Genomic DNA, 19967 nt, shown 5'->3' with positions numbered 1-19967 from the left:
TCTCAACACCTCTCACCTCTCCGACGATCGATTCGCCAGAAGACAAACTCAGGTGCTGACCGGGCGCGACAGAATCTCTTCCGCTGCTTTCGCCGACAGGAGTCAACCCCACGTGATTAAGTCATTCTTTGCCGCACTCTCGTTTATCAGCCGTCTGCCGGTCCCGGCGCGGTTATCTCAGGGCCTGGAGATCGAACAGTACCAGCGCAGTATCGTCACCTTCCCGCTGGTCGGTTTACTGCTCGGCGCCATCGCCGGCGCGGTGGTGTACCTCCTGCAGCCGTGGTGCGGCGTCCCGCTGGCGGCGCTGTTCGGCGCGCTGGCGCTGGCGCTGCTCACCGGCGGATTTCACCTTGACGGGCTGGCCGATACCTGCGACGGCATCTTCTCCGCCCGCACCCGCGATCGAATGCTGGAGATCATGCGCGACAGCCGGCTGGGTACCCACGGCGGGCTGGCGCTGATTTTTGTGCTGGTGGCGAAGGTGCTGGTGGTCGGCGAACTGCTGCTGCGCGATGTCAACCCCATCGCGGCGCTGGCGGCGGCCTGCGCCGTCGGTCGCGGAATGGCGGTGCTGCTGATGTATCGCCATCGCTATGCGCGGGAAAAAGGGCTGGGCAATCTGTTTATTGGCAAAATTAGCCTGCAGCAGACGCTGGTGACGATGGCGCTGGCGATCGCGCTGGCCACCACCCTGCTGGGGCTGCATGGGCTGCGCGCCGCGCTGATCGCCCTGGTGCTGATCTGGGGTCTGGGGTGGGCGCTGAAGCGAACCCTCGGCGGGCAGACCGGGGATACCCTCGGAGCGGCGATCGAGCTGGGTGAATTACTCTTTTTACTGGCGCTACTGTAAGGCCTGGCATCAACGGTGAGGAACAGAATGGAAACACTTTCGGCGTTACTGGCTGCCATTCCGCAGCCCGATGTGACGGGCATGGCGCGCGCGCAGCAGCATATTGATGGCCTGTTAAAGCCGCCCGGCAGCCTTGGCCGTCTGGAGAGCCTGGCGGTACAGCTGGCCGGTCTGCCGGGGCTGCAGGGGCAGCTGGCGCTGACTGAAAAAGCCATCGTGGTCATGTGCGCCGACCACGGCGTCTGGCATGAAGGCGTGACCCCTTCCCCGCAGGCGGTGACGGCCATTCATGCCGGCAATATGGTGCGGGGCAATACCGGCGTCTGCGTGCTGGCGGCGCAGGCCGGCGTGAGAGTGGAGGTGGTGGATGTCGGCATCGACGCCGAGCCGCTGCCGGGCCTGATCAACCTCAAGGTGGCCCGCGGTAGCGGGAATATCGCCCGGACGGCGGCGATGAGCCGTCAGCAGGCGGAGACGGTGCTGCTGGCCAGCATGCGTTTCGCCCGCCAGCTCGCCGCCGACGGGGTGAACGTCTTTGGCGTGGGGGAGCTGGGGATGGCCAATACCACCCCGGCCGCTGCGACGATCAGCGTCCTGACCGGCAGCGACCCCGACGCGGTGGTGGGCTGCGGGGCCAATCTGCCGCTGGCGCAGCGGGGCCATAAGGTGGCGGTGGTGCGCCAGGCGATCGCTCATAACCAACCGAACCCGGCGGACGGGCTGGACGTGCTGGCTAAGGTGGGCGGTTTTGATCTGGTGGGTATGACCGGGGTGATCCTCGGGGCGGCCTCCTGCGGCCTGCCGGTGGTGCTGGATGGCTTCCTCTCCTACGCTTCGGCTCTGGCGGCCTGCCGCATGGCCCCGGCGGCGCACCCGTATCTTATCCCTTCGCACCTGTCGGCGGAGAAAGGGGCGCGGATCGCCCTCGACGCGCTGGGTCTGCGCCCGTATCTCGATATGGACATGCGCCTGGGGGAGGGCAGCGGCGCGGCGCTGGCCATGCACCTGCTGGATGCCGCCAGCGCGATGTACCACCAGATGGGGACCCTGGCGCAGAGCAACATTGTGCTGCCCGACAGCGCGCCAGCGTCCTGATGATAAAGCGCATCGTCTCGAGGAGGGGGGACGGTGCGCCGGGTTTACAGCGCCTGCTGCCAGACCGCCTGCGGCAGCAGGTAAACCTGCGCCGGGGCGCGCATACCGTCGCTGACAATATGGCCGATACCGCTGGCCATCACCGCCAGGGTGACGTCAAAGGCGTTAAGGCTGTCGCCGAAGCCGGCGGTCAGGTTGAGCATCGAGCCATTGGCCATCAGGTAGACGGTTTTGTCAGCCATGCGGTAGGCGTTGATATACGGCATCACCTCTTCCTGAGGGTACTGGCGCAGGTACTCGCCGTCGATCTCTTCCGCCACGTGGCCGACGTTAAGGATAAACACGCCCGCTTTCGCCCGGTCCAGCGCCTGGCGATTAACCACGTTTTTACCGCCTGTCGCGGTGGCTACCACGTCCGCCGAGGCGATAGCCTCCTGCAGATCGACCACGTGCCAGCCGTCATAGGCCGCCTGCAGGCGACGGGCAGGATCGATCTCCGCCACCATCACCTGGCCGCCAAAGGCTTTTGCCGCCGCCGCGACGCCCTGGCCAACCAGGCCGTAGCCGATCACCAGCACTTTTTTCTCATGCAGGGTGAGATGAGTGGTCTGGAAGAAGGTGTGCCAGGCGGTGAGTCCGACCATATGGCGGTTATGCAGCCCCTCTTTGACCGGCAGATCGTCCCAGTTAAAGATCGGATAGCCGGGCTGAATATCCCCCAGCCGATTGACGCCGGAGCCGGTGGCTTCCAGACCCGCCACGATGTTGCCGAACTCGCCGCGCTGGTGAAGGAGGGTGGTGATATCGGCCCCCATTTCGCACAGGTGAGTGGGCTGCCAGGCGATCGCTTTTTCCCATGACTGTTGCCAGTCGGCATCGCTCATATTGCGCCAGGCGCAGGCCTCGGCGCCGCGCTCCACCAGCCAGGCCACCACGTCGTCCTGCACGGTGGTGGGGTTACAGGTGGTTAAAAAGACCTGAGCGCCCTTGTCGAGGATCCCCTGCACCAGCGGGATCATTTTCATGTCGAGGTGCATACAGCAGGCAAGGCGGACGCCGCTGAGGTCGGGCAGGGCGGCGACCTGACGCAGGGTACGCGGCATATTCTGGCTGGCCCATGCCACTTCTTTCGCTAAAGAGATTTTATTATTCACTGGGTTATGACCTTCAGTTCGCAAAAGGGGTATCCCCCTGACAGAAAAGGGATTCTATCAGCCCAGGCGAGAATTCACAGCCCTGCGCCGCCCGGAAATCGCCGCCCGCGCGATCCCCTGCTAAATACAGGGTTGTTAATGTAAGGTTAAAAAAAGAAAATAAAATATAAGTAACTCCTATGATCTGAGCGATAAAGCGATGTTGAGCGTTATTCCCGCAGGCCTGTTTTCACGGCTGCGGATTTTCCTTGGGCGGCTGAAGCCGCACGCGCTGCCGGTGGCTCGTCGGCATATTGTGCTGGGCTCCATCGGCGCCGGTACCGGGCTGGCGGTGACCAGCATGTTCAGCCACTGGCTGCTCGGCGAAGTCAACCTGTGGTTTATTGCCCCCATGGGCGCATCGGCGGTACTCCTGTTTGGCGTGCCGAGCAGTCCGCTGGCGCAGCCGTGGTCGATTGTCGGCGGCAATGTGCTGTCGGCGCTGATCGGCGTCACGGTGGGTATGCTGGTGCCCGACCCGGCGCTGGCCTGCGGGCTGGCGGCGGCGCTGGCCATCGCCGGGATGTATTTTCTGCGCTGCCTGCATCCTCCCGGCGGCGCGGTGGCCCTGACGGCGATCCTCGGCGGCGCCGGGGTGCACAGCGAAGGCTATCACTTTGTGTTGACGCCGGTGCTGCTCAACTCGCTGATGCTGGCGCTGCTGGCCATCGTGTTTAACAATCTGGTTGGCCGCCGCTACCCCCATCCGCTGGCGGCGGAGGAGGTCAAATCCCGTGCGGTGCCGCTGGGCATTTCGGTTACCCGGGAAGATATTCACGCCGCCCTGCTGGAAGGCCAGTTCCTCGACATTGACGAAGACGATGTCCAGGAACTGCTGGAAAATATCGAACAGCAGGCGCGCCAGCGCATCGCGGCGGCTGGCCGCCGCTGACAGCGCCCTCCCGGCCGCGGGTTAGAGATCGCCGGTAAGATACTGCGCGACCCCGCGGCCAAAACTCCAGTCGCCTTTCTGGTTGCTGATAATCGACACCATCACATCATCGCCGCTCAGGCCGCAGTGCTCCGCCAGCTCCTCCTGCAGAATGGCGAAGAAACGCTGCTTCTGCGCGTCGCTGCGCGGGCTGGTATAGACCCGCACCACCACCTGATCCCGCGTGCGGGTCAGTCCGAGGCCGGTGTCTTCAATCACCATATGGTGGGCTTTGTTTTCGTGAACAATCTGGTAGCGGTCGCGTTCCGGTACCTCGAAGGCGCGCAGCACGGCGCGATGAGCGGCATCCAGCAAGGTTCTGATCTCCTGTTCCGTACGGCCTTCAATCAGGTCAAATGTCAGTAATGGCATGCAGGTGGTCCTTATCGTTAGGGAATAATCGCTGTCTGATATGGATGCTAGCCGATGCCGTCGCGGGCAAAAACCGCTATAGTTGAATACATTGTTTTTACTGGTGAACAATCAATATGAGCGAGAGTCGTCCGGAGAGTTACTGGGCCCATCTTTACTGGCTGACGGTGCTGGAAGAGCAGAAAAGCTATACCCGGGCCGCGGAAAAGCTGGGGATCAGCAAGTCGGCCATCAGCCAGAAAATCAGCGAGCTGGAGCGGGTGACCGGTAAAACGCTGGTCCATCGCACCACTCGCAGCGTCAGCCTCAGCGACGACGGGCTGCGGCTGGTGGCGGAGCTCAGTGAGCCGTTTGGCCAGCTGCGGGATATTTTCACCGGCGCCTGCGATGAGGGCGGACCGCTGCGGGGGACGTTGCGCCTGACCGCGCCGGTGGCCTTTTCCCGTCAGCAGCTGGTGCCGGCGATCGCGCCCTTTTTACATCAACATCCCCAGCTGCATCTGCAGCTGGAGGTGACCGACCGGCTGGTCTCTCTCGGCAGCGAAGGGTTCGACCTCGCCATCCGCCACTGTCGGCGCGAGGCGCTCCCGAACACCCACGTCGCCTGGCCGCTGTGCCACACGGCCACGCTGATCGTCGCATCCGCCGACTATATTCGCCGCCATGGCCGCCCGGAGACGCCCGACGATCTGCGTCAACACCAGTGCCTGACCTATCCCCGTGGGCCCCAGCGCCCGCACTGGACGTTCGCCTCCCGCCAGACGCCCGATGAGCGGGTGACCATCAACGTGCAGGGGCCGTTCGCCACCAACAACAGCGAGTCGCTGCGCGATGCGGTGCTGGCGGGGTTGGGGGTGGCGCTGCTGCCGGATTTTAGCGCCCGGGAGGCTATCGGCCGCGGGCTGGTGCAGGAGCTGCTGCCGGCGTGGCAGCCGGTGGAGGTGTTCGCCGATCGGCTGTACGTCATCCGGCCCTATACTCCGCGGGTGTCGCGCGCGGTGGAGACCTTTAGCCGCTACCTGAAAGCGACCTTCAGCGAGCCGCGTCCAGCTCCCGGGCCAGCGCCTCGCTGAAGCGGGGGAGCAGATGGCGCTCGCCGGGAAGCAACTGCGCCAGGGTGACGGTTTTGTCGGCGCGGTAGACCCGCCCGCTGCCGAGCTGCGCTTCGAAGGCGTTCGCCGCCTGATGCGCCGCGCTAAGGTCGGCGTCAATAAGGATCACCGCATGGGCCAGCACCACATGGCCGCCGCTCGCCGTCTGCGGCCGCCAGTACTGGGCGGTACCGACAATCTTGCGCGCCTCCTCTCCCTCTCCGCAGGCGAGGTTATACCGGCCATCGCAAAAGGAACCGCTCACCGCCCGGGCGTGGCTGGCAACGCCGAAGCGCGCGAGGGTGCGCTGCAGCACAACGCACAGCGAGTGATAGATGGGTTCGGCGGCCTCGCCGAGCGGCTGCTGCACCGGCCAGGCGAGGCTGAGGTTGATAATCCCCGGCCCCTGGGGCACCAGACCGCCCCCGGAGCGGCGCAGCCATACCGGCCAGCCCCGCGCGGCAAAACGCGCACTGACCGCCGGCAGGTCCGCAAACTGACGATAGCTCCCCGGCACCACGAATCCCTGCGGCGCCTGCCAGAGCTGGGCGACGGCCTCGCCGGCGCCGGCTTTGGCAAACAGCGGTTGTTCCGCCTGGGTGGGGTCCTCGCAAAACTGCAGCGCCAGTGAGGCGGGGGTAAAGCGGCGTGGCCAGCAGTCGGCCAGGGGCAACAGAGACATGCGTTCTCCTTACCGGAGGGCGCGGGTCGCGCCTTCCGAAGGCTGGTCAGTCGACAGTATGCTTTTTCATCAGTAGCGCGGTGAGCGCTGACAGCAGGCATCCCGCGGTCAGATAGAGGGCCACGCTGTGCCAGGAGCCCCCGGAGAAGGTGACCAGCGCCGCGGCGATAAAGGGCGTAAAGCCGCCGCCGACCACGCTCGCCACCTGGTAGCCGACGCCGGCGCCGCTATAGCGATAGCTGGCGCCGAACAGCTCGGTAAACATCGGCTGCTGGACGCAGACCACCATATCATGGGCGATATTGGCCAGCATCAGGGCGAAGAACAGGATCCAGAAAACGGACTGACTCTCCAGCGCCATAAAGAACGGAAAACCGCTCAGCGTGCCGATCAGCGCCCCGGTAATATAGATCCGCCGACGGCCAAAGCGGTCTGCCAGCCAGGCGAAGCAGGGGATAGTCAGACAGCTGAGGCCGCCCACCAGCAGGCCGATGTTGAGGAACAACTCGCGCGGCAGGCCGAGGTTTTGCGTCGAGTAGTTGAGGGCGAAGGCGGTGACGATGTACATGGTCAGCAGTTCGCACAACCGCAGGGCAATAATCAGTAAAAACGCCCCGGGATGGCGAAGCAGGGCTTCCACCACCGGCAGTCGCTTTTTCACCTGCGGCGCGTTGGCCTGGCTCTGCTGGGCTTCAAACTCCTGCGATTCGGCCATACCGTTACGGATCCACAGCGCAATCAGGACCAGCGCCACGCTGAACAGGAAGGGTAAGCGCCAGCCCCAGCTGAGGAACTGCTCGTCGGTGGTCAGGCTGCTGATCAGCGATACCAGCCCGGTGGAGAGCAGCAGGCCGACGCCGTAGCCCACCTGCACCCCGCTGCTGTAAAAGGCTTTTTTTCCCTTCGGCGCGTTCTCCACCGAGAGCAGCGCTGCGCCGCCCCATTCGCCGCCGACGGCAAAGCCCTGAACCGCCCGCAGGAACACCAGCAGCACCGGCGCCCACCAGCCGATCTGGCTGAATGAGGGGAGCAGGCCGATGCAGGCGGTGGCGATACCCATCATCCAGACGGTCATCATCAGCATCCGCTTGCGCCCGAGACGGTCGCCGAAGTGGCCAAAGATAATCCCGCCCAGCGGGCGAAAAAGAAACCCGACGCCGAAGGTGGCAAACGCGGCAAGGGTGCCCATCGCCGGGCTGATTTGCGGGAAAAATTCGCGGTTGAACACCAGCGCGGCGGTAATGCCATAGAGAAGAAAATCGTACCAGTCTACCACGGCGCCGGCAAAGCTGCCCCATGCCGCCCGCCGGGCCCGATGCAGCGAATCCGGCGCCTCGCCGGGCTGCACGCTTATTGTTGAATCCATACCCTGTCCTGTCAGTCACGTAATTCGTTGTTATTGGAATGAGACGCTTTTCGCGTAGCGTCTGCACTGAGACTACCGCGCAGCGGCCGCGGAGGAAAGTAGTTTGCCTGCTAAGCGGCGAGCTGGTGCAAAAATAAGCGACCGGAAAGGCGGGCGAAATCACACCCTTTACTCAACATTCTGGCAATTTGCCAGCAAGCTTATACTTTTAATTAAATCAACGGATAACAAAGAGGAGCACCTTTTAAGAATTGACGTAAATGGTTTACACTTAACATGTCTCCTTCTCTGGAATGGTGAGTTAAATGCGTCTACTTCTTGCAGTTTTATTTTGTTCTGTCATGTTGCCTTCTGCTTATGCTGAAAAACTGCCTGCGCCGACAGGAAAACCTGTACTGACCATTTCCGGCAAAATCGGAAATACGAACGTCGGTGACAAGGCGGTTTTTGATCTCGCGATGCTGGAAAAGCTGGGCATGAAGACGGTGGAAACCACCACCCCCTGGTACACCGGCAAGGTCCGTTTTGACGGCATTCCCCTTAATAAACTCATGGATTTAGTCGGCGCTAAAGGTCAATCCGTCCGCGTGCTGGCGCTCAACGACTACACCACCATTATCCCGATGGACGATTTTTATAAATTCCCGGTCATTATGGCGTTAAAAATGAACGGCCAATATATGCGCGTTCGGGATAAAGGCCCGTTATTTATCGTCTACCCTTACGACAGCAGCGCTGAATTACAGAACCAGATCTATTATTCCCGATCGGCCTGGCAAGTTTCTAAGATTATAATAGAGTAAGGGTCGGATCTTGAATCGAATACTCACGGCTATTATTTTGTCGTTGTTTATTGTGACTGGATATATTACTTATCTGGTGCATGAGCGACAAAGTGAGTTGCAAAAATTTACCCGCTATACGGACTCGTGGTCAATGTCGCAGATGGTATCGGAATATATGCGACTGGAGTCTCGTCTGGCGGGAATGGCGATTGGGGCCGAAGGGGCGGACCACGATGAGGTGCGCCTGCGCCTCGAGATCATGATGAGCCAGATCGAACTCCTGCAGGAGGGCGATCTGGGTCGCTTTATTAATAAAAGCGAACAGCGGAAGGCGGTGGTCGCCACGCTGATCCGCAATCTCCATTTGCTTGATAAACAAGTTGATACCATGACGCCGGCGCAGGTTAAAGCGATCCTGCCGGTGTTAAGCGAGCTGGATGGCCCCCTGACCTCAATGGCGGCCGCCACGCTGACGCAAGATATTAACATCGTTAATATCACCCATGATAAAATTCAGCATCTCTATTATATCTACTCGGTGATCTCCATTCTGCTGATCGCCATGTGTATTTCCCTCGGGCTGCTGATGCTGCGGCAGAATAATAACCTGCGGCGCGCCCACGTTCGTATGAAAACCCTGGCCAACGATCTGCAGGCCTCGAAAGAGAAGCTGCAGGTGCAGAACCGTCGACTGCAGTACGATGCCTACCATGATTCGCTGACCGGTATGCCAAACCGTCTCTCTTTCTGGCAGCGTCTGCAGGAGATCGTCAATCAGGTGCGCCCCTATAATGGCTGCGCCGTGGTGATGCTTTTCGACCTCGACAGCTTTAAGGATGTAAACGATACCCTCGGCCATGACGCCGGCGATAAGCTGCTGCAGGATCTGGCCAGCCGCCTCTCTTTTTTCCGTAAAACCTCTGAGACGCTGTATCGTCTCGGCGGCGATGAGTTCGCGATGCTCTCTTACGATCTGACCGAAGAGATGGCGCTCGAGCGGGCCAATGTTATCCGGGAGAAGATCAGCCAGCCCTATCAGATCTACGATGCGCAGATTAATATCGACGCCTGCATCGGGATCGTGATCTCTGATGGCGAAAGCCGGACCGATTATCTGTACAAGTGCGCCGACCTCGCCCTGTATGAGGCGAAAAAAGAGGGCAGCGGCCATGTGCAAATCTTCCGGCCGGGAATGCTGCAGCGTCTGCAGGAGAATAAATCGTTTGAAGACGATCTGCTGCAGGCCCTGGCCCATGACGAATTCAAAGTCTACTACCAGCCGATCGCCGATACCGTTACGCGCGAAATCTACGGTTATGAAGCGCTGGTTCGCTGGTTCCATCCGGTGCGCGGCGCCGTGCCGCCGACGGTGTTTATCCCGGTGGCAGAGAAAATCGGCCTTATCAATGCCCTCGGCGAGTGGGTGCTGAAAACCGCCTGTGCCGAAGCGGCCAGTTGGGCGACGCCGCTCAAGGTCTCGGTCAACGTTTCACCGATTCAGCTGATGAACACCTCGCTGACCGACACCATTATCAGCGTATTGCAGCAGACTGGCCTCGACCCGCGACGGCTGGATCTGGAGATCACCGAGTCGGATGTGTTCAATGAGAACACCCGTTCGCTGGAAATTCTCAGCCAGCTGCGCGAGCAGGGCATTCAAATCTCCATCGATGACTTTGGTACCGGCTATTCTTCGTTGTCGCGTTTAAGCTACTTCCCGTTCGATAAAATCAAAATCGACCGCTCGTTTGTTATCAATATTCCGGAGCAAAAAGACGATCTGGATATCGTGCGCCTGATTATCAGCATGGGAAAGAGCCTGCATATGCGCATTGTGGCTGAAGGCGTGGAGACCGAAGAGCAGTTGGCCTCGCTGCAGGCGCTGGGCTGCGACCTGGTGCAGGGCTATTTAATCGGCAAACCGAGTCCGCTGCGCTAAATGGAATATGAAGGCCCTTAAAGATATTATTCCGGGCGATTTCAGCAAGCTGGAATCGCCTTTTTTATTTTCTCTTAGCGCTAATCCCAGAGGGGTATAAAAAGGAGTAGAGATAAAATTCGCCAGGAAAATAATATCCTTCACCTTTGAAAGAGGTATATGATATGCATCATATAGGCTATTTCTGACCGTATCCTTTGCGACGGTAAAGTGAGGCGCAATCATGCAGCGAATTATTATTCCCACCCATTACGTTCATACCCGCAGCACGCCGCTGTGGACTAAGGAGACCGCTCCGGCCTCTATCTGGCGCCGCCATCTGGACGCTGGCACCCGCCAGGGGGTCTATCCCCGGCTGTCGGTGATGCAGGGGGCGATCCGCTATCTCGGCTATGCCGATGAAACCAGCCCCGAACCGGTTGAAACGCTGACCATTGAAGCCGGCCAGTTTGGCGTTTTTCCGCCGGAAAAATGGCACTGCATTGAGGCCCTCTCGGAGGACACGGTATTTAATGTCGACTTCTATGTTGATCCGAAAATTCTCATCGAGGGATAAAATTATGAACAGTGAAAATAAAGGTTATACCTTAGCGGTAGAGAATGGCCGGCTTCAGCGGAAACAAGAAAAAATATTCCTCAAACCGATGGTCTTGTATATTCCGCAGCAGGCGGTAGAGGCCGTTAATGGGCTGCTGAGCGCTCTGCCGGACGACAATTTAGAGGGGGAGTTTGTGCTGACGGTCACCAATAACAATAACGGCGTCTCGGTCGATAAAAGCTTTTCCTCGCTGGCGGCGCTGCGCGACCCGCTTACCGCGGCCGATGCGGTGAAGGAGCTGATCAATATCGTCCGCGGCTACGAGTCCGACGAAGAGACCAACGTTTGCGGCTGGTAAGGCCGCTATCCCGCTGCCGGCTGGCCGCTGTCGACCAGGGCCATCTGACCCACCAGCCACTCCCGCAGCGCGATAATATCCGCCCGCTGCGCTGCCGCTTCGGTGGTGACCAGATAGTAGCTGGCGCCCGGCAATGCGCCGCTGAATGGCGCGGATAACACCCCGCGCTGCAGCAGATCCCGCGCCAGCAGTTCGCTGGCGATCACCGCCCCCTGGCCGGCCACCGCCGCCTGCAGGGCATGGGTTTCATCGCTAAAGGTTAACCCCGCGTCAATATTCAGCGTCGGCGGTCCATAGCGGCGACGCCAGTTCTCCCAGCTCGGCGAATCGGCCGGTACGTGCCGGTTGGCGACGTGAAACAGCGTCACCTGCGCCAGATCGTCAGGCCGGCTGAGGGCCAGCGTCGGGCTGGCGACCACGATAAAGCGATCCTTATGCAGCAGGGTACAGCACAGATCCGGCTCGGGCGTTTCGCGATAGCGAATCGCGGCGTCCACCGTGCCCAGATGCAGATCCACCCGTTCGACGCTGGTGTGCAGACGCAGGTCGATAGCCGGAAAGCGGGCGGTGAAGTCCGTCAGCCGTGGCACCAGCCAGTGGGTGAGAAAATTGGAGGTGGTGGTGACGGTTAAGGATGGCGGCTGGCGGGCCTGGGCTATCTGGACGACGGCCTGCTCCAGGGCGCTGAAGGCGCGCTGGGTAGCGGCGTAGAGGATCTCGCCATCGGCGGTCAGGCTGACGCCCTGCGCGCTGCGTTCACAGACCCGGCACTCCAGGACCGATTCCAGCAGTTTAATCTGATGGCTGACCGCCGTCGCGCTGACGCCGAGCGCTCCGGCGGCCAGTTTAAAACTACGCTGGCGGGCGACGGCGTGAAAGGCGCGCAGGGCGCCCAGCGGCGGCAGGCGGGGGGTTCTCATGGCTGAGTTTTTCTCATCTATGGCTGAAAACTATGCGTTTGTGTGTCCCTGTATAGTGGCGATAGGCTACGGGCATGTAAAGACGATGACATGAGTTATTTTCATGCCGTTTAATGTGTCAGGAGCTGAATATGCACGTTTTACACCACCATGCCGCCGCGGACGCGGCGGGAACCATCGACCCGCGCGGTCGCGCCATCGCCCTCAGCGTAGTCTTCGCCGCCGGGGCCTTGCTGTTCATCATGGCCCCCGTTATCGGGGCGAGCGGCACGCTGGGTCTGCTGGCGCTCCTGATCGCGGCCTTCGGCGCCGGATGGGGATTCGCGCGCGCGCAGCCCTGGCTCTATCGGGCGCCCCTGACGGCGACGCGCTGGGCCTTCCTGGTGTCGGCGGCCGGCTGGCTGCTGGCGCTGGTGGCCTGGTATGGCGGCCAGGCCTGGCCGGCGCTGCTCCCCGGTGTGACGTTCGGCAGCGCGGGGGCGGCTGTCGCCTGGCGCGTTGCCGCGGGACGGGCGGCAGTGTCGGGGCGCCGCGTCAGCGGCGCCACGGCGCTGAGCGTGGCTGTCGCTATCGCGGCGACGCTGCTGACCTGGCACACCGCCGGGGCAGGACGCGGCGGCGTGAACTTTGCCTTCGCCGTGCTGCTGGACTGGGCGCTGCTCGGCGCGCTGATTGTGCGGATCCGCCAGCAGGAGAGTGCGGCGTAGTAGCCGCCGCTTGCCGGGTTCAGGCGAGCCGATCAAGCGAAACGGGATAAGTCGTCCGGCGGGGTGATAAATTTCTTCTACACTGTTACTGGCATCACATTCCTGCGCGGCTGGCATCTCCGCCGGCCGCCGTCGGCATTCAGTCCAGGCACGGGCCTGCAGGCTGGTTATCCTGAAAGAGGAGTCTGTAACATGGCATTTGTCACCACCCAAGACGGCGTCAATATTTACTTCAAAGACTGGGGTCCAAAGGAAGCTCAGCCGATTGTTTTTCATCACGGCTGGCCGTTAAGCGCCGACGACTGGGATAACCAGATGTTGTTTTTCCTTGCCGAAGGCTTTCGGGTCATCGCCATCGACCGCCGGGGCCATGGCCGCTCCGATCAGGTCAGCGAGGGGCATGATATGGACCATTATGCGGCAGACGTCTCGGCGGTAGTGGAGCATCTGGATCTGCACAATGCGGTCCACGTCGGGCACTCCACCGGCGGCGGCCAGGTCGCCCGCTACGTGGCCCGCTACGGCCAGCCGCAGGGGCGGGTGGCGAAGGCGGTGCTCATCAGCGCCGTTCCGCCGCTGATGGTCAAAACCGAACAGAATCCTGGCGGCACGCCGATCGAGGTGTTTGACGGTTTCCGCAAAGCGCTGGCGGCTAACCGCGCCCAGTTCTATCTCGACGTCGCCTCTGGCCCGTTCTATGGCTTTAATCGTGACGGAGCGGAGGTGTCGCAGGGGACGATCCAGAACTGGTGGCGACAGGGGATGATCGGCAGCGCCAAAGCCCATTATGAAGGTATTAAGGCGTTTTCAGAAACGGACCAGACCGAAGATCTTAAGTCGATTACGCTGCCGGTGCTGGTCATGCAGGGCGATGACGATCAGGTGGTTCCCTATAAAAATGCCGCTATCCTGCAGGACCAGCTGCTGCCCAACAGCCAGCTGATCGTTTACCCTGGCTTCCCGCACGGGATGCACACTTCCCACGCCGATACCATCAACGCCGATCTGTTGGCGTTTATCCGCGCCTGATCTTCCCTTTCGCCGGGCGGAATGCCGCAATGGTCTTCCGCCAGCGCCCCGGCCGCCCGTCGCCGGGGCGCGCCGGTTGACGAGCAGGGGAAATCTGCTTAACTCATGGGATACCTGACGACTATTTTTCCCCTGGCAGGATAAAACGCCGGGTTTCCCGCGGGAAGCCCGGTGGAATTCTGCGCAAGAGACAAGAGAGAGACAATGAAATTAGCCGGACTTCATCCCGACGAGCAGCGTCGCCTGCAATCGCTTCGCTCTTCCGGGCTGTTGAATAGCGGAAAAGAAGAACGCTTTGATCGCCTGACCAGGCTTGCCCGTTCGCTGTATAACCTGCCGGTGGCGTCCATCAGCCTGGTAGGGGAAGATCTGCTGCATATCAAATCCTGTGCCGGTCTGGATGTGGACACGGTGCCGAGAGATATTTCATTTTGCGCCCATACCATTTTGCAAACCGACCCGCTTATCGTTAACGACATGCAGCAGGACGAGCGTTTTCACGACAACCCGCTGGTGATCCAGGCGCCGTTTATCCGCTTTTACGCCGGGTACCCGGTGCAGCTGCCGGATGGCGCGACGGTGGGGTCTTTTTGTCTGATGGACCATCAGCCGCGTTCGTTTTCCGCGCATGAAATGCAGATCTTAAGCGATCTGGCGGCGATCGTGGAGGATGAGTTCAAGGTGCTGGATGCGGCAACCTCTGATGAGCTGACGGGACTGTTTAACCGCCGGGGATTCCTCACCCTGGCCGAGTATGCCCTGCTGACGGCCCAGCGCCGTCATGAGCCGGTCAGCCTGGCGTTTGTCGACCTCGATCGCTTTAAGCACATCAACGATACCTGGGGGCATGAAGAGGGCGATCGCGCGCTGATCGCCATCGCCGATTTGATGAAAGCCGCCTTCCGTGAATCCGATATCCTCGCCAGGCAGGGGGGCGATGAGTTTATTATTCTGTTCGCCAATACCAGCCGCCACGATGCCGCGGCGGCGATGGAGACGCTCAGCCACAACGTGGCGCGTTTCAACCAGCAGGCGGCTCACCCCTGGCAGTTGGCGTTCTCCTGGGGCTGCGTGGAGTACGATCCCGCCAGCCACCCCAGTCTCAACGCGCTGGTGGCCACTGCCGACCGCCTGATGTATCAGGCGAAGCAGAAACAGGGGCGCGAGCGCCGTTAATCCTTTGCGGCGGCGGCATTCAGCAGGTACTCCTGCGCCTGCTGCCGCTTCTGCGCATAGTCACCGAGCAGCGCCTGCTGCGATTTCCCCGCGTTGTCATAAAACAGGCCGCCCTGATCGGCGATAAAGTCATAATGCTGTTCCAGCTGGCCTATCACCCAGTCGATACGTTGCAGGGTGAGCAAGGTGCAGGACTGGCCATGCAGGTCGTCTTCAATATCCAGCACGTGTGAGCGGAAGGCCTCCAGGGCAAATAACCGGCTCAGCGCGGCAGGGTCCGCCAGCGCCGTTTCCCAGCGCGCCGTTATCTGCTGAAAATGAGCCTGCACCTGCGGAGATGCCCGCCGGGCGCGAAGCCAGACCAGCTTGCGCCGGTAGCTTTCGACCGCCAGCCGCTTCATCTCGCGATATTGCGCCAGCTGCTGTTCGGCATCGGGCACCCGGGTCATCAGCCAGCTAAAAAAGAAGCGGGTCTCAAAGCGCTCGACAAAGTGAAACAGGGGATCGGCCAGACCGTTGCTGTTGAATTCTCTCAGCGGGTCGAAGGGATACATATAGCCAAAATCGAACAGCCACAGCTGCTCCTCCCGGTCCACCAGCAGGTTCCCGCTACAGAGATCCCACTCCATCAGCCCCTGCTCCTCACAGGCTTCCAGCGTGGTGAACAGCTGAGCGATCAGCGGCGGGGTCAGCTGGTGAATCGGCTCGCCATCGATCCAGGGGGAGAGGAGGATGCCGAGGCGATAATCGGCATACAGCGTCGGGACGATGTGGGTGAAGCGCGGCGCGGTATTTGGGTCATCCTTCAGCCGTTGCAGCGCCTGCCGGCGCTGTACCTCGTTTAAAAACGACAACTGCCCGTTAAGGTTGGCAACGCCGGCGACGGCGCGTCGTTTCTTTAAATTGTACTCCTTGCCGGCGATGCGCAGCCGGTAAACCTCGCCGGTCAGCCCCGAACCGTATACCTGCACCACATAGGGTGAATCCGCAGCCAGCGCGGCGAGGGTCTCCGGCGGCAGTGGACAGTGATTGACGTCGCCGACGATAAGAGGTTCTCCGCTGCGATCGAACGCCTGCTGCTGCTGTTGTCTGAGGTTCATGGCGCCTCCTTAAAAGATATGGGACAGAGTGATTCATTCACGCTATCTCACCCGCAAGCGTCAGCAAAATCATCCTACCGCCGGGCGCTTTTTCAGGCTGAGCGGTGGCGCGTTCATGGAGGATACCTGGGGCGTAGGGCGGCGGCCCTGACGCCGTTGTCAATGAGGTGTTTGCCAGGCTGGGTGCGATTCAGAGTTAACGCCAGAGACGCAAGAAAGCAAAAAGCCTGCTCGTAAGCAGGCTTTTTAAATTTGGCTCCTCTGACTGGACTCGAACCAGTGACATACGGATTAACAGTCCGCCGTTCTACCGACTGAACTACAGAGGAATCGTGTGGAGTCGTATCTTAGCGGCGAAAAATCTTTTGTCAAACATCAATTCGCCCGTTCAGGTGCAACTGCCGCTTCCATCAACAATTTGTTGTCATTTCCGACAATGATTACGGAAAAATACTTTGCAGGATATCCATTTCTCGATCATCATTTGAAATGTTGTTTCAACATCTCTCACTAAGGTCTCTCTTGAACGTCACCTCCGCCGTACGCCAGGCCGTCGAACGGACATCCTGGTTTAAAAAACGTCAGCGTTATCGTGTGCTGTACTGGCGCGAAATCAGCCCTCTCGCTGTGCCCATTCTGCTGGAAAATGCCTGTGTGCTGTTGATGGGGGTGTTGAGCACCTTCCTTGTCAGCTGGCTGGGCAAAGAGGCCATGGCCGGGGTGGGCCTGGCCGATAGCTTTAACATGGTGATCATGTCGTTTTTTGCCGCTATCGATCTGGGTACCACGGTGGTGGTGGCCTTTAGCCTCGGCAAGCGAGATCGGCGGCGGGCGAGAGCGGCCGCGCGCCAGTCGCTGGCCATTATGACCCTGTTTTCCATTGTGCTGGCGGGAGTGATCCACGCTTTTGGTCAGGAGATTATTAATTTTGTCGCCGGCGATGCCACCCCGCAGGTGAAGGACCTGGCGCTGACCTATCTCGAGCTGACGGTGCTGAGCTATCCGGCGGCGGCGATTGCGCTAATCGGCAGCGGGGCACTGCGCGGCGCCGGGACCACCAAAATCCCGCTGTTGATCAACGGCGGGATGAACATCCTCAATATCCTAATCAGCAGCGTGCTCATCTATGGCCTCTTCTCCTGGCCGGGGCTGGGCTTTGTCGGCGCCGGTCTCGGGCTGACCATTGCCCGCTATATTGGCGCCATCGCCACTATCTGGGTGCTGATGGTGGGCCTCAATCCCGCGCTGCGGCTGTCGCTGAAGGGCTACTTCAAACCCTTTAACTTCGCCATTATCTGGGAGGTGATGGGGATCGGCATCCCGGCCAGTATCGAATCGGTTCTGTTCAATGGCGGTAAGCTGCTGACCCAGATGTTTGTCGCCGGGATGGGCACCAACGTTATCGCCGGCAATTTCATTGCTTTTTCGGTGGCCTCGCTGATTAACCTGCCGGGCAACGCCCTCGGCTCCGCCTCGACGATCATTACCGGCAAGCGGCTGGGGAAAGGGCAGATTGGCCAGGCGGAATTCCAGGCCTGGCATGTGTTCTGGCTGTCGACCATTATTCTGACGCTGATTGCCTGGGGCAGCGCCCCGTTCGCGGGCTTTATCGCCTCGTTCTATACCCATGAAGAAGACGTAAAAGAGGTGGTGAAGCAGCTGCTGTGGCTCAACGCCCTGTTTATGCCGATCTGGTCGCTGTCGTGGACTTTACCCTGCGCCTTCAAAGGCGCCCGTGACGTACGTTATACCATGTGGGTGTCGATGCTCGGCATGTGGGGCTGCCGGGTGGTGGCGGGCTATACGCTGGGTATCGTGCTGGGGATGGGCGTGATCGGCGTTTGGTTAGGGATGGTGCTCGACTGGGCAGTGCGCGGCGCGCTGTTTTACTTCCGCATGGTGAGCGGCCGCTGGCTGTGGAAGTACCCGCGGGTGAAGGCCTCAACGCCGGAAACCTGATCCGTTTGCCGGATAAACGCCATTTTTTGCGCAAAGTGAGGAATAATTCGGCAAACGATTCATTTTATTAAAAACAGGCTTTACAGCGTCCGGCGTCATCGTTAATATGCGCCCCGTTCACACGATTCCTCTGTAGTTCAGTCGGTAGAACGGCGGACTGTTAATCCGTATGTCACTGGTTCGAGTCCAGTCAGAGGAGCCAAATTTAAAAAGCCTGCTTTCGAGCAGGCTTTTTGCTTTTCTGTCTGTCCGTTTCCTTGCGGACTCAACATCCGCAGCCACCGCCGGGCCGTTTGTCTCGCTCACCCGGCCACTGACGCTCCCCTGCGGGGAACGCCAGCGTTTTCCTCTCTCTTCCCCCGTCGCCGGTTAGCGGAACGGCGGTTCGTTGAAGGTGCGTAGCTTACGCGAGTGCATGTGATCCCCCTCGGCGCGCAGCAGGTCGATGGCCCGAATGCCGATCTGCAGATGCTCAGAGATGGCCCCCTCATAAAAGCGGTTGGCCTGACCGGGGAGCTTGATCTCACCGTGCAGCGGCTTGTCCGAGACGCAGAGCAGCGTGCCGTAGGGGACGCGGAAGCGATAGCCCTGGGCGGCGATGGTCGCGCTCTCCATATCGATAGCCACCGCGCGGCTGAGATTAAAGCGCAGCGCGGAAGCGGAATAGCGCAGCTCCCAGTTACGGTCGTCGGTGGTGACCACCGTCCCGGTACGCAGCCGCTGCTTCACTTCCTCGCCCGGCATCCCGCTCACCTGCTTGGTGGCGTCGTACAGGGCGCGCTGCACTTCGGCAATGCTGGGGATGGGAATATCCGGCGGTAGCACCGCATCCAGTACATGGTCGTCGCGCAGATAGGCGTGGGCCAGCACATAGTCGCCGATGGCCTGGCTTTCACGCAGGCCGCCGCAGTGGCCGATCATCAGCCAGACATCCGGGCGCAGCACCGCCAGGTGGTCGCAGATGGTTTTGGCGTTGGCCGGGCCGACGCCAATGTTAATCAGGGTGATCCCTTTGCCATCGTGGGTGATCAGATGCCAGGCCGGCATCTGGTGCTTCTTCCACGCCAGATCGGAAATGGCCTGCTCCGGCGCTTCGGTTTCGGCGGTGATCCAGATCCCGCCGGCGCAGGAGAGGGCGATATAGGGGCTGTCAGGATCGAGGATCTGGCTGCAGCCCCAGCTGACAAACTCATCCACGTAGCGGGTATAGTTGGTGAACAGCACGTAGGGCTGGAAGTGTTCCGCCGGGGTGCCGGTATAGTGCCGCAGACGCGCCAGCGAAAAATCGACGCGGCGGGCGTCAAAGTGCGACAGTGGATAGAACTCGGTAGGATGGAACAGGCCGTCCGCGGTCTCATCGCCAATCTGCGACAGCTCGGTGGTGGGGAAATAGCGCGTCAGACCGGCGCTCATCGAACGGTCAAGGGTCAGGGTGGAACCGTCTATCACGTAAGGGTAGGGGATTTCATGCTGCGACAGCTCGACGCTAATATGGGCGCCATAGTCCTGATACAGCAGGGTCAGCTGTTCGAGTAAATAGTGGCGGAACAGTTTCGGGTTGGTGATGGTAGTGGTATAGCACCCGGCATGGGTGAAACGTCCCCAGGCGCGCGTTTTAAGGGCTTTATGATCGGCGCCGTCCCAGGAGACCGACAGCTGCGGATAGACAAAAAGGCCTTCCGCGCGGGCTTCGGTATCAGGGAGCGTATGATGGTCAATATAGTCGCCGATGGCTTTGCGCAACGCCGTGACCGAGGCTTCATAACGCGCTTCCAGCTCGGCAAGCGCTTGTTCCGGGGTCAGACTGGCGGCCTTGTTATTCATGATTCGCTCCTTGTTTCAGGTCTGCTGACATTCCCGATAGTATGTCACA

The 19967-nt window shown here is 60.5% G+C and carries 20 protein-coding genes and 2 tRNA genes; 13 read left to right on the top strand and 9 right to left on the bottom strand.

Features of this window, described 5'->3' with window-relative positions; genetic code table 11:
• Positions 1-112 precede the first annotated feature (112 nt).
• Together cobS and cobT are read left to right on the top strand one after the other, a co-directional pair.
• Complete coding sequence (cobS, locus tag QLG03_RS02100) at positions 113-853, top strand: adenosylcobinamide-GDP ribazoletransferase (RefSeq protein ID WP_044524051.1); 741 nt, start codon at positions 113-115, stop codon at positions 851-853.
• A gap of 27 nt (positions 854-880) precedes the next feature.
• A complete protein-coding gene (cobT, locus tag QLG03_RS02095; protein WP_044524049.1) occupies positions 881-1948 on the top strand; it encodes a nicotinate-nucleotide--dimethylbenzimidazole phosphoribosyltransferase in 1068 nt (355 codons plus the stop codon).
• 44 nt (positions 1949-1992) lie between these two features.
• On the opposite strand, the gene QLG03_RS02090 is transcribed toward cobT, so the two are convergent.
• Entirely contained in the window at positions 1993-3102 is a 1110-nt protein-coding gene (locus QLG03_RS02090) for an adenosylhomocysteinase (protein ID WP_004203536.1), read from the bottom strand.
• Positions 3103-3301: 199 nt separating this feature from the next.
• Between QLG03_RS02090 and QLG03_RS02085 the strand changes: the two genes are divergently transcribed.
• Positions 3302-4033: an HPP family protein gene (locus tag QLG03_RS02085; RefSeq protein WP_023290328.1), complete on the top strand. Its 732-nt coding sequence runs from the start codon at positions 3302-3304 to the stop codon at positions 4031-4033.
• A 21-nt stretch (positions 4034-4054) separates the two neighbouring features.
• Here the strand turns inward: QLG03_RS02085 and QLG03_RS02080 are convergent, their stop codons facing one another.
• Entirely contained in the window at positions 4055-4444 is a 390-nt protein-coding gene (locus QLG03_RS02080; RefSeq protein WP_023290327.1) for a tautomerase family protein, read from the bottom strand.
• 116 nt (positions 4445-4560) lie between these two features.
• Here QLG03_RS02080 and QLG03_RS02075 point away from each other — a divergent pair, with 116 nt between their 5' ends.
• Positions 4561-5517 (top strand): LysR family transcriptional regulator, encoded by a 957-nt coding sequence (locus tag QLG03_RS02075; protein ID WP_255989184.1) that lies wholly within the window; start codon positions 4561-4563, stop codon positions 5515-5517.
• Here QLG03_RS02075 and QLG03_RS02070 read toward each other — a convergent pair.
• Together QLG03_RS02070 and shiA are read right to left on the bottom strand one after the other, a co-directional pair.
• A complete protein-coding gene (locus tag QLG03_RS02070; RefSeq protein ID WP_085550906.1) occupies positions 5477-6217 on the bottom strand; it encodes a lipoate-protein ligase A in 741 nt (246 codons plus the stop codon). The genes QLG03_RS02075 and QLG03_RS02070 overlap by 41 nt on opposite strands.
• A gap of 46 nt (positions 6218-6263) precedes the next feature.
• Positions 6264-7583 (bottom strand): shikimate transporter, encoded by a 1320-nt coding sequence (gene shiA, locus QLG03_RS02065; protein WP_023290324.1) that lies wholly within the window; start codon positions 7581-7583, stop codon positions 6264-6266.
• Between the two features lie 341 nt (positions 7584-7924).
• On the opposite strand from shiA, the gene QLG03_RS02060 reads away from it, so the two are divergent.
• Together QLG03_RS02060 and QLG03_RS02055 are read left to right on the top strand one after the other, a co-directional pair.
• On the top strand, positions 7925-8386 hold the full coding sequence (locus QLG03_RS02060; protein WP_023290323.1) for a molybdopterin-dependent oxidoreductase: 462 nt from the start codon (positions 7925-7927) through the stop codon (positions 8384-8386).
• A gap of 10 nt (positions 8387-8396) precedes the next feature.
• Positions 8397-10307, top strand: a complete 1911-nt coding sequence (locus tag QLG03_RS02055) for an EAL domain-containing protein (RefSeq protein ID WP_032428929.1) — start codon at positions 8397-8399, stop codon at positions 10305-10307.
• On the opposite strand, the gene QLG03_RS25295 is transcribed toward QLG03_RS02055, so the two are convergent.
• Positions 10278-10532: a hypothetical protein gene (locus QLG03_RS25295; RefSeq protein WP_048297843.1), complete on the bottom strand. Its 255-nt coding sequence runs from the start codon at positions 10530-10532 to the stop codon at positions 10278-10280. The two genes, QLG03_RS02055 and QLG03_RS25295, sit on opposite strands and share 30 nt — an antisense overlap.
• Here QLG03_RS25295 and QLG03_RS02050 point away from each other — a divergent pair.
• Complete coding sequence (locus QLG03_RS02050) at positions 10531-10863, top strand: DUF1971 domain-containing protein (RefSeq protein ID WP_002911866.1); 333 nt, start codon at positions 10531-10533, stop codon at positions 10861-10863. The two genes, QLG03_RS25295 and QLG03_RS02050, sit on opposite strands and share 2 nt — an antisense overlap.
• Before the next feature lie 4 nt (positions 10864-10867).
• Positions 10868-11203: a DUF1869 domain-containing protein gene (locus tag QLG03_RS02045; RefSeq protein WP_023290321.1), complete on the top strand. Its 336-nt coding sequence runs from the start codon at positions 10868-10870 to the stop codon at positions 11201-11203.
• A gap of 5 nt (positions 11204-11208) precedes the next feature.
• Here the strand turns inward: QLG03_RS02045 and QLG03_RS02040 are convergent, their stop codons facing one another.
• Positions 11209-12123 (bottom strand): LysR substrate-binding domain-containing protein, encoded by a 915-nt coding sequence (locus QLG03_RS02040; RefSeq protein ID WP_255989187.1) that lies wholly within the window; start codon positions 12121-12123, stop codon positions 11209-11211.
• 131 nt (positions 12124-12254) lie between these two features.
• On the opposite strand from QLG03_RS02040, the gene QLG03_RS02035 reads away from it, so the two are divergent.
• The 3 genes from QLG03_RS02035 (at position 12255) to QLG03_RS02025 (ending at position 15035) form a co-directional block, all read left to right on the top strand.
• Positions 12255-12830, top strand: coding sequence for a hypothetical protein (locus tag QLG03_RS02035; RefSeq protein WP_282473561.1), 576 nt, complete (start codon positions 12255-12257; stop codon positions 12828-12830).
• A gap of 192 nt (positions 12831-13022) precedes the next feature.
• Positions 13023-13859, top strand: coding sequence for an alpha/beta hydrolase (locus QLG03_RS02030; RefSeq protein ID WP_023290318.1), 837 nt, complete (start codon positions 13023-13025; stop codon positions 13857-13859).
• Between the two features lie 204 nt (positions 13860-14063).
• On the top strand, positions 14064-15035 hold the full coding sequence (locus QLG03_RS02025) for a sensor domain-containing diguanylate cyclase (RefSeq protein ID WP_023290317.1): 972 nt from the start codon (positions 14064-14066) through the stop codon (positions 15033-15035).
• Here the strand turns inward: QLG03_RS02025 and QLG03_RS02020 are convergent.
• Both QLG03_RS02020 and QLG03_RS02015 read right to left on the bottom strand, forming a co-directional pair.
• Positions 15032-16135 (bottom strand): AarF/UbiB family protein, encoded by a 1104-nt coding sequence (locus QLG03_RS02020; protein ID WP_023290316.1) that lies wholly within the window; start codon positions 16133-16135, stop codon positions 15032-15034. The two genes, QLG03_RS02025 and QLG03_RS02020, sit on opposite strands and share 4 nt — an antisense overlap.
• A 253-nt stretch (positions 16136-16388) precedes the next feature.
• Positions 16389-16464, bottom strand: a tRNA-Asn gene (locus tag QLG03_RS02015).
• Positions 16465-16657: 193 nt separating this feature from the next.
• Here QLG03_RS02015 and QLG03_RS02010 point away from each other — a divergent pair.
• Together QLG03_RS02010 and QLG03_RS02005 are read left to right on the top strand one after the other, a co-directional pair.
• A complete protein-coding gene (locus QLG03_RS02010; protein ID WP_032456343.1) occupies positions 16658-18094 on the top strand; it encodes an EmmdR/YeeO family multidrug/toxin efflux MATE transporter in 1437 nt (478 codons plus the stop codon).
• A gap of 126 nt (positions 18095-18220) precedes the next feature.
• A tRNA-Asn gene (locus QLG03_RS02005) sits at positions 18221-18296 on the top strand.
• 167 nt (positions 18297-18463) lie between these two features.
• Here the strand turns inward: QLG03_RS02005 and QLG03_RS02000 are convergent.
• Entirely contained in the window at positions 18464-19918 is a 1455-nt protein-coding gene (locus tag QLG03_RS02000; protein ID WP_023290306.1) for an AMP nucleosidase, read from the bottom strand.
• Positions 19919-19967 lie beyond the last annotated feature (49 nt).

Origin of the sequence: Klebsiella sp. V115_8 (genome assembly GCF_029967715.1) — a bacterium.
In the GTDB taxonomy this organism is placed as follows: Bacteria; Pseudomonadota; Gammaproteobacteria; order Enterobacterales; family Enterobacteriaceae; genus Klebsiella; species Klebsiella quasipneumoniae.
Note: the sequence above shows the minus strand (reverse complement) of the source record. Positions and strands in the feature narration are given on the sequence as shown.

Bases quoted from the DNA above. Each gene is read 5' to 3' on its own strand.
- QLG03_RS02080 (WP_023290327.1), bottom strand. From the start codon at position 4,444: ATGCCATTACTGACATTTGACCTGATTGAAGGCCGTACGGAACAGGAG.
- QLG03_RS02070 (WP_085550906.1), bottom strand. From the start codon at position 6,217: ATGTCTCTGTTGCCCCTGGCCGACTGCTGGCCACGCCGCTTTACCCCC.
- QLG03_RS02060 (WP_023290323.1), top strand. From the start codon at position 7,925: ATGTTGCCTTCTGCTTATGCTGAAAAACTGCCTGCGCCGACAGGAAAA.
- shiA (WP_023290324.1), bottom strand. From the start codon at position 7,583: ATGGATTCAACAATAAGCGTGCAGCCCGGCGAGGCGCCGGATTCGCTG.
- QLG03_RS02050 (WP_002911866.1), top strand. From the start codon at position 10,531: ATGCAGCGAATTATTATTCCCACCCATTACGTTCATACCCGCAGCACG.
- QLG03_RS02025 (WP_023290317.1), top strand. From the start codon at position 14,064: ATGAAATTAGCCGGACTTCATCCCGACGAGCAGCGTCGCCTGCAATCG.
- QLG03_RS02040 (WP_255989187.1), bottom strand. From the start codon at position 12,123: ATGAGAACCCCCCGCCTGCCGCCGCTGGGCGCCCTGCGCGCCTTTCAC.
- QLG03_RS02045 (WP_023290321.1), top strand. From the start codon at position 10,868: ATGAACAGTGAAAATAAAGGTTATACCTTAGCGGTAGAGAATGGCCGG.
- cobT (WP_044524049.1), top strand. From the start codon at position 881: ATGGAAACACTTTCGGCGTTACTGGCTGCCATTCCGCAGCCCGATGTG.
- QLG03_RS02000 (WP_023290306.1), bottom strand. From the start codon at position 19,918: ATGAATAACAAGGCCGCCAGTCTGACCCCGGAACAAGCGCTTGCCGAG.
- QLG03_RS02085 (WP_023290328.1), top strand. From the start codon at position 3,302: ATGTTGAGCGTTATTCCCGCAGGCCTGTTTTCACGGCTGCGGATTTTC.
- QLG03_RS02020 (WP_023290316.1), bottom strand. From the start codon at position 16,135: ATGAACCTCAGACAACAGCAGCAGCAGGCGTTCGATCGCAGCGGAGAA.
- QLG03_RS02075 (WP_255989184.1), top strand. From the start codon at position 4,561: ATGAGCGAGAGTCGTCCGGAGAGTTACTGGGCCCATCTTTACTGGCTG.
- QLG03_RS25295 (WP_048297843.1), bottom strand. From the start codon at position 10,532: ATGATTGCGCCTCACTTTACCGTCGCAAAGGATACGGTCAGAAATAGC.
- QLG03_RS02035 (WP_282473561.1), top strand. From the start codon at position 12,255: ATGCACGTTTTACACCACCATGCCGCCGCGGACGCGGCGGGAACCATC.
- QLG03_RS02030 (WP_023290318.1), top strand. From the start codon at position 13,023: ATGGCATTTGTCACCACCCAAGACGGCGTCAATATTTACTTCAAAGAC.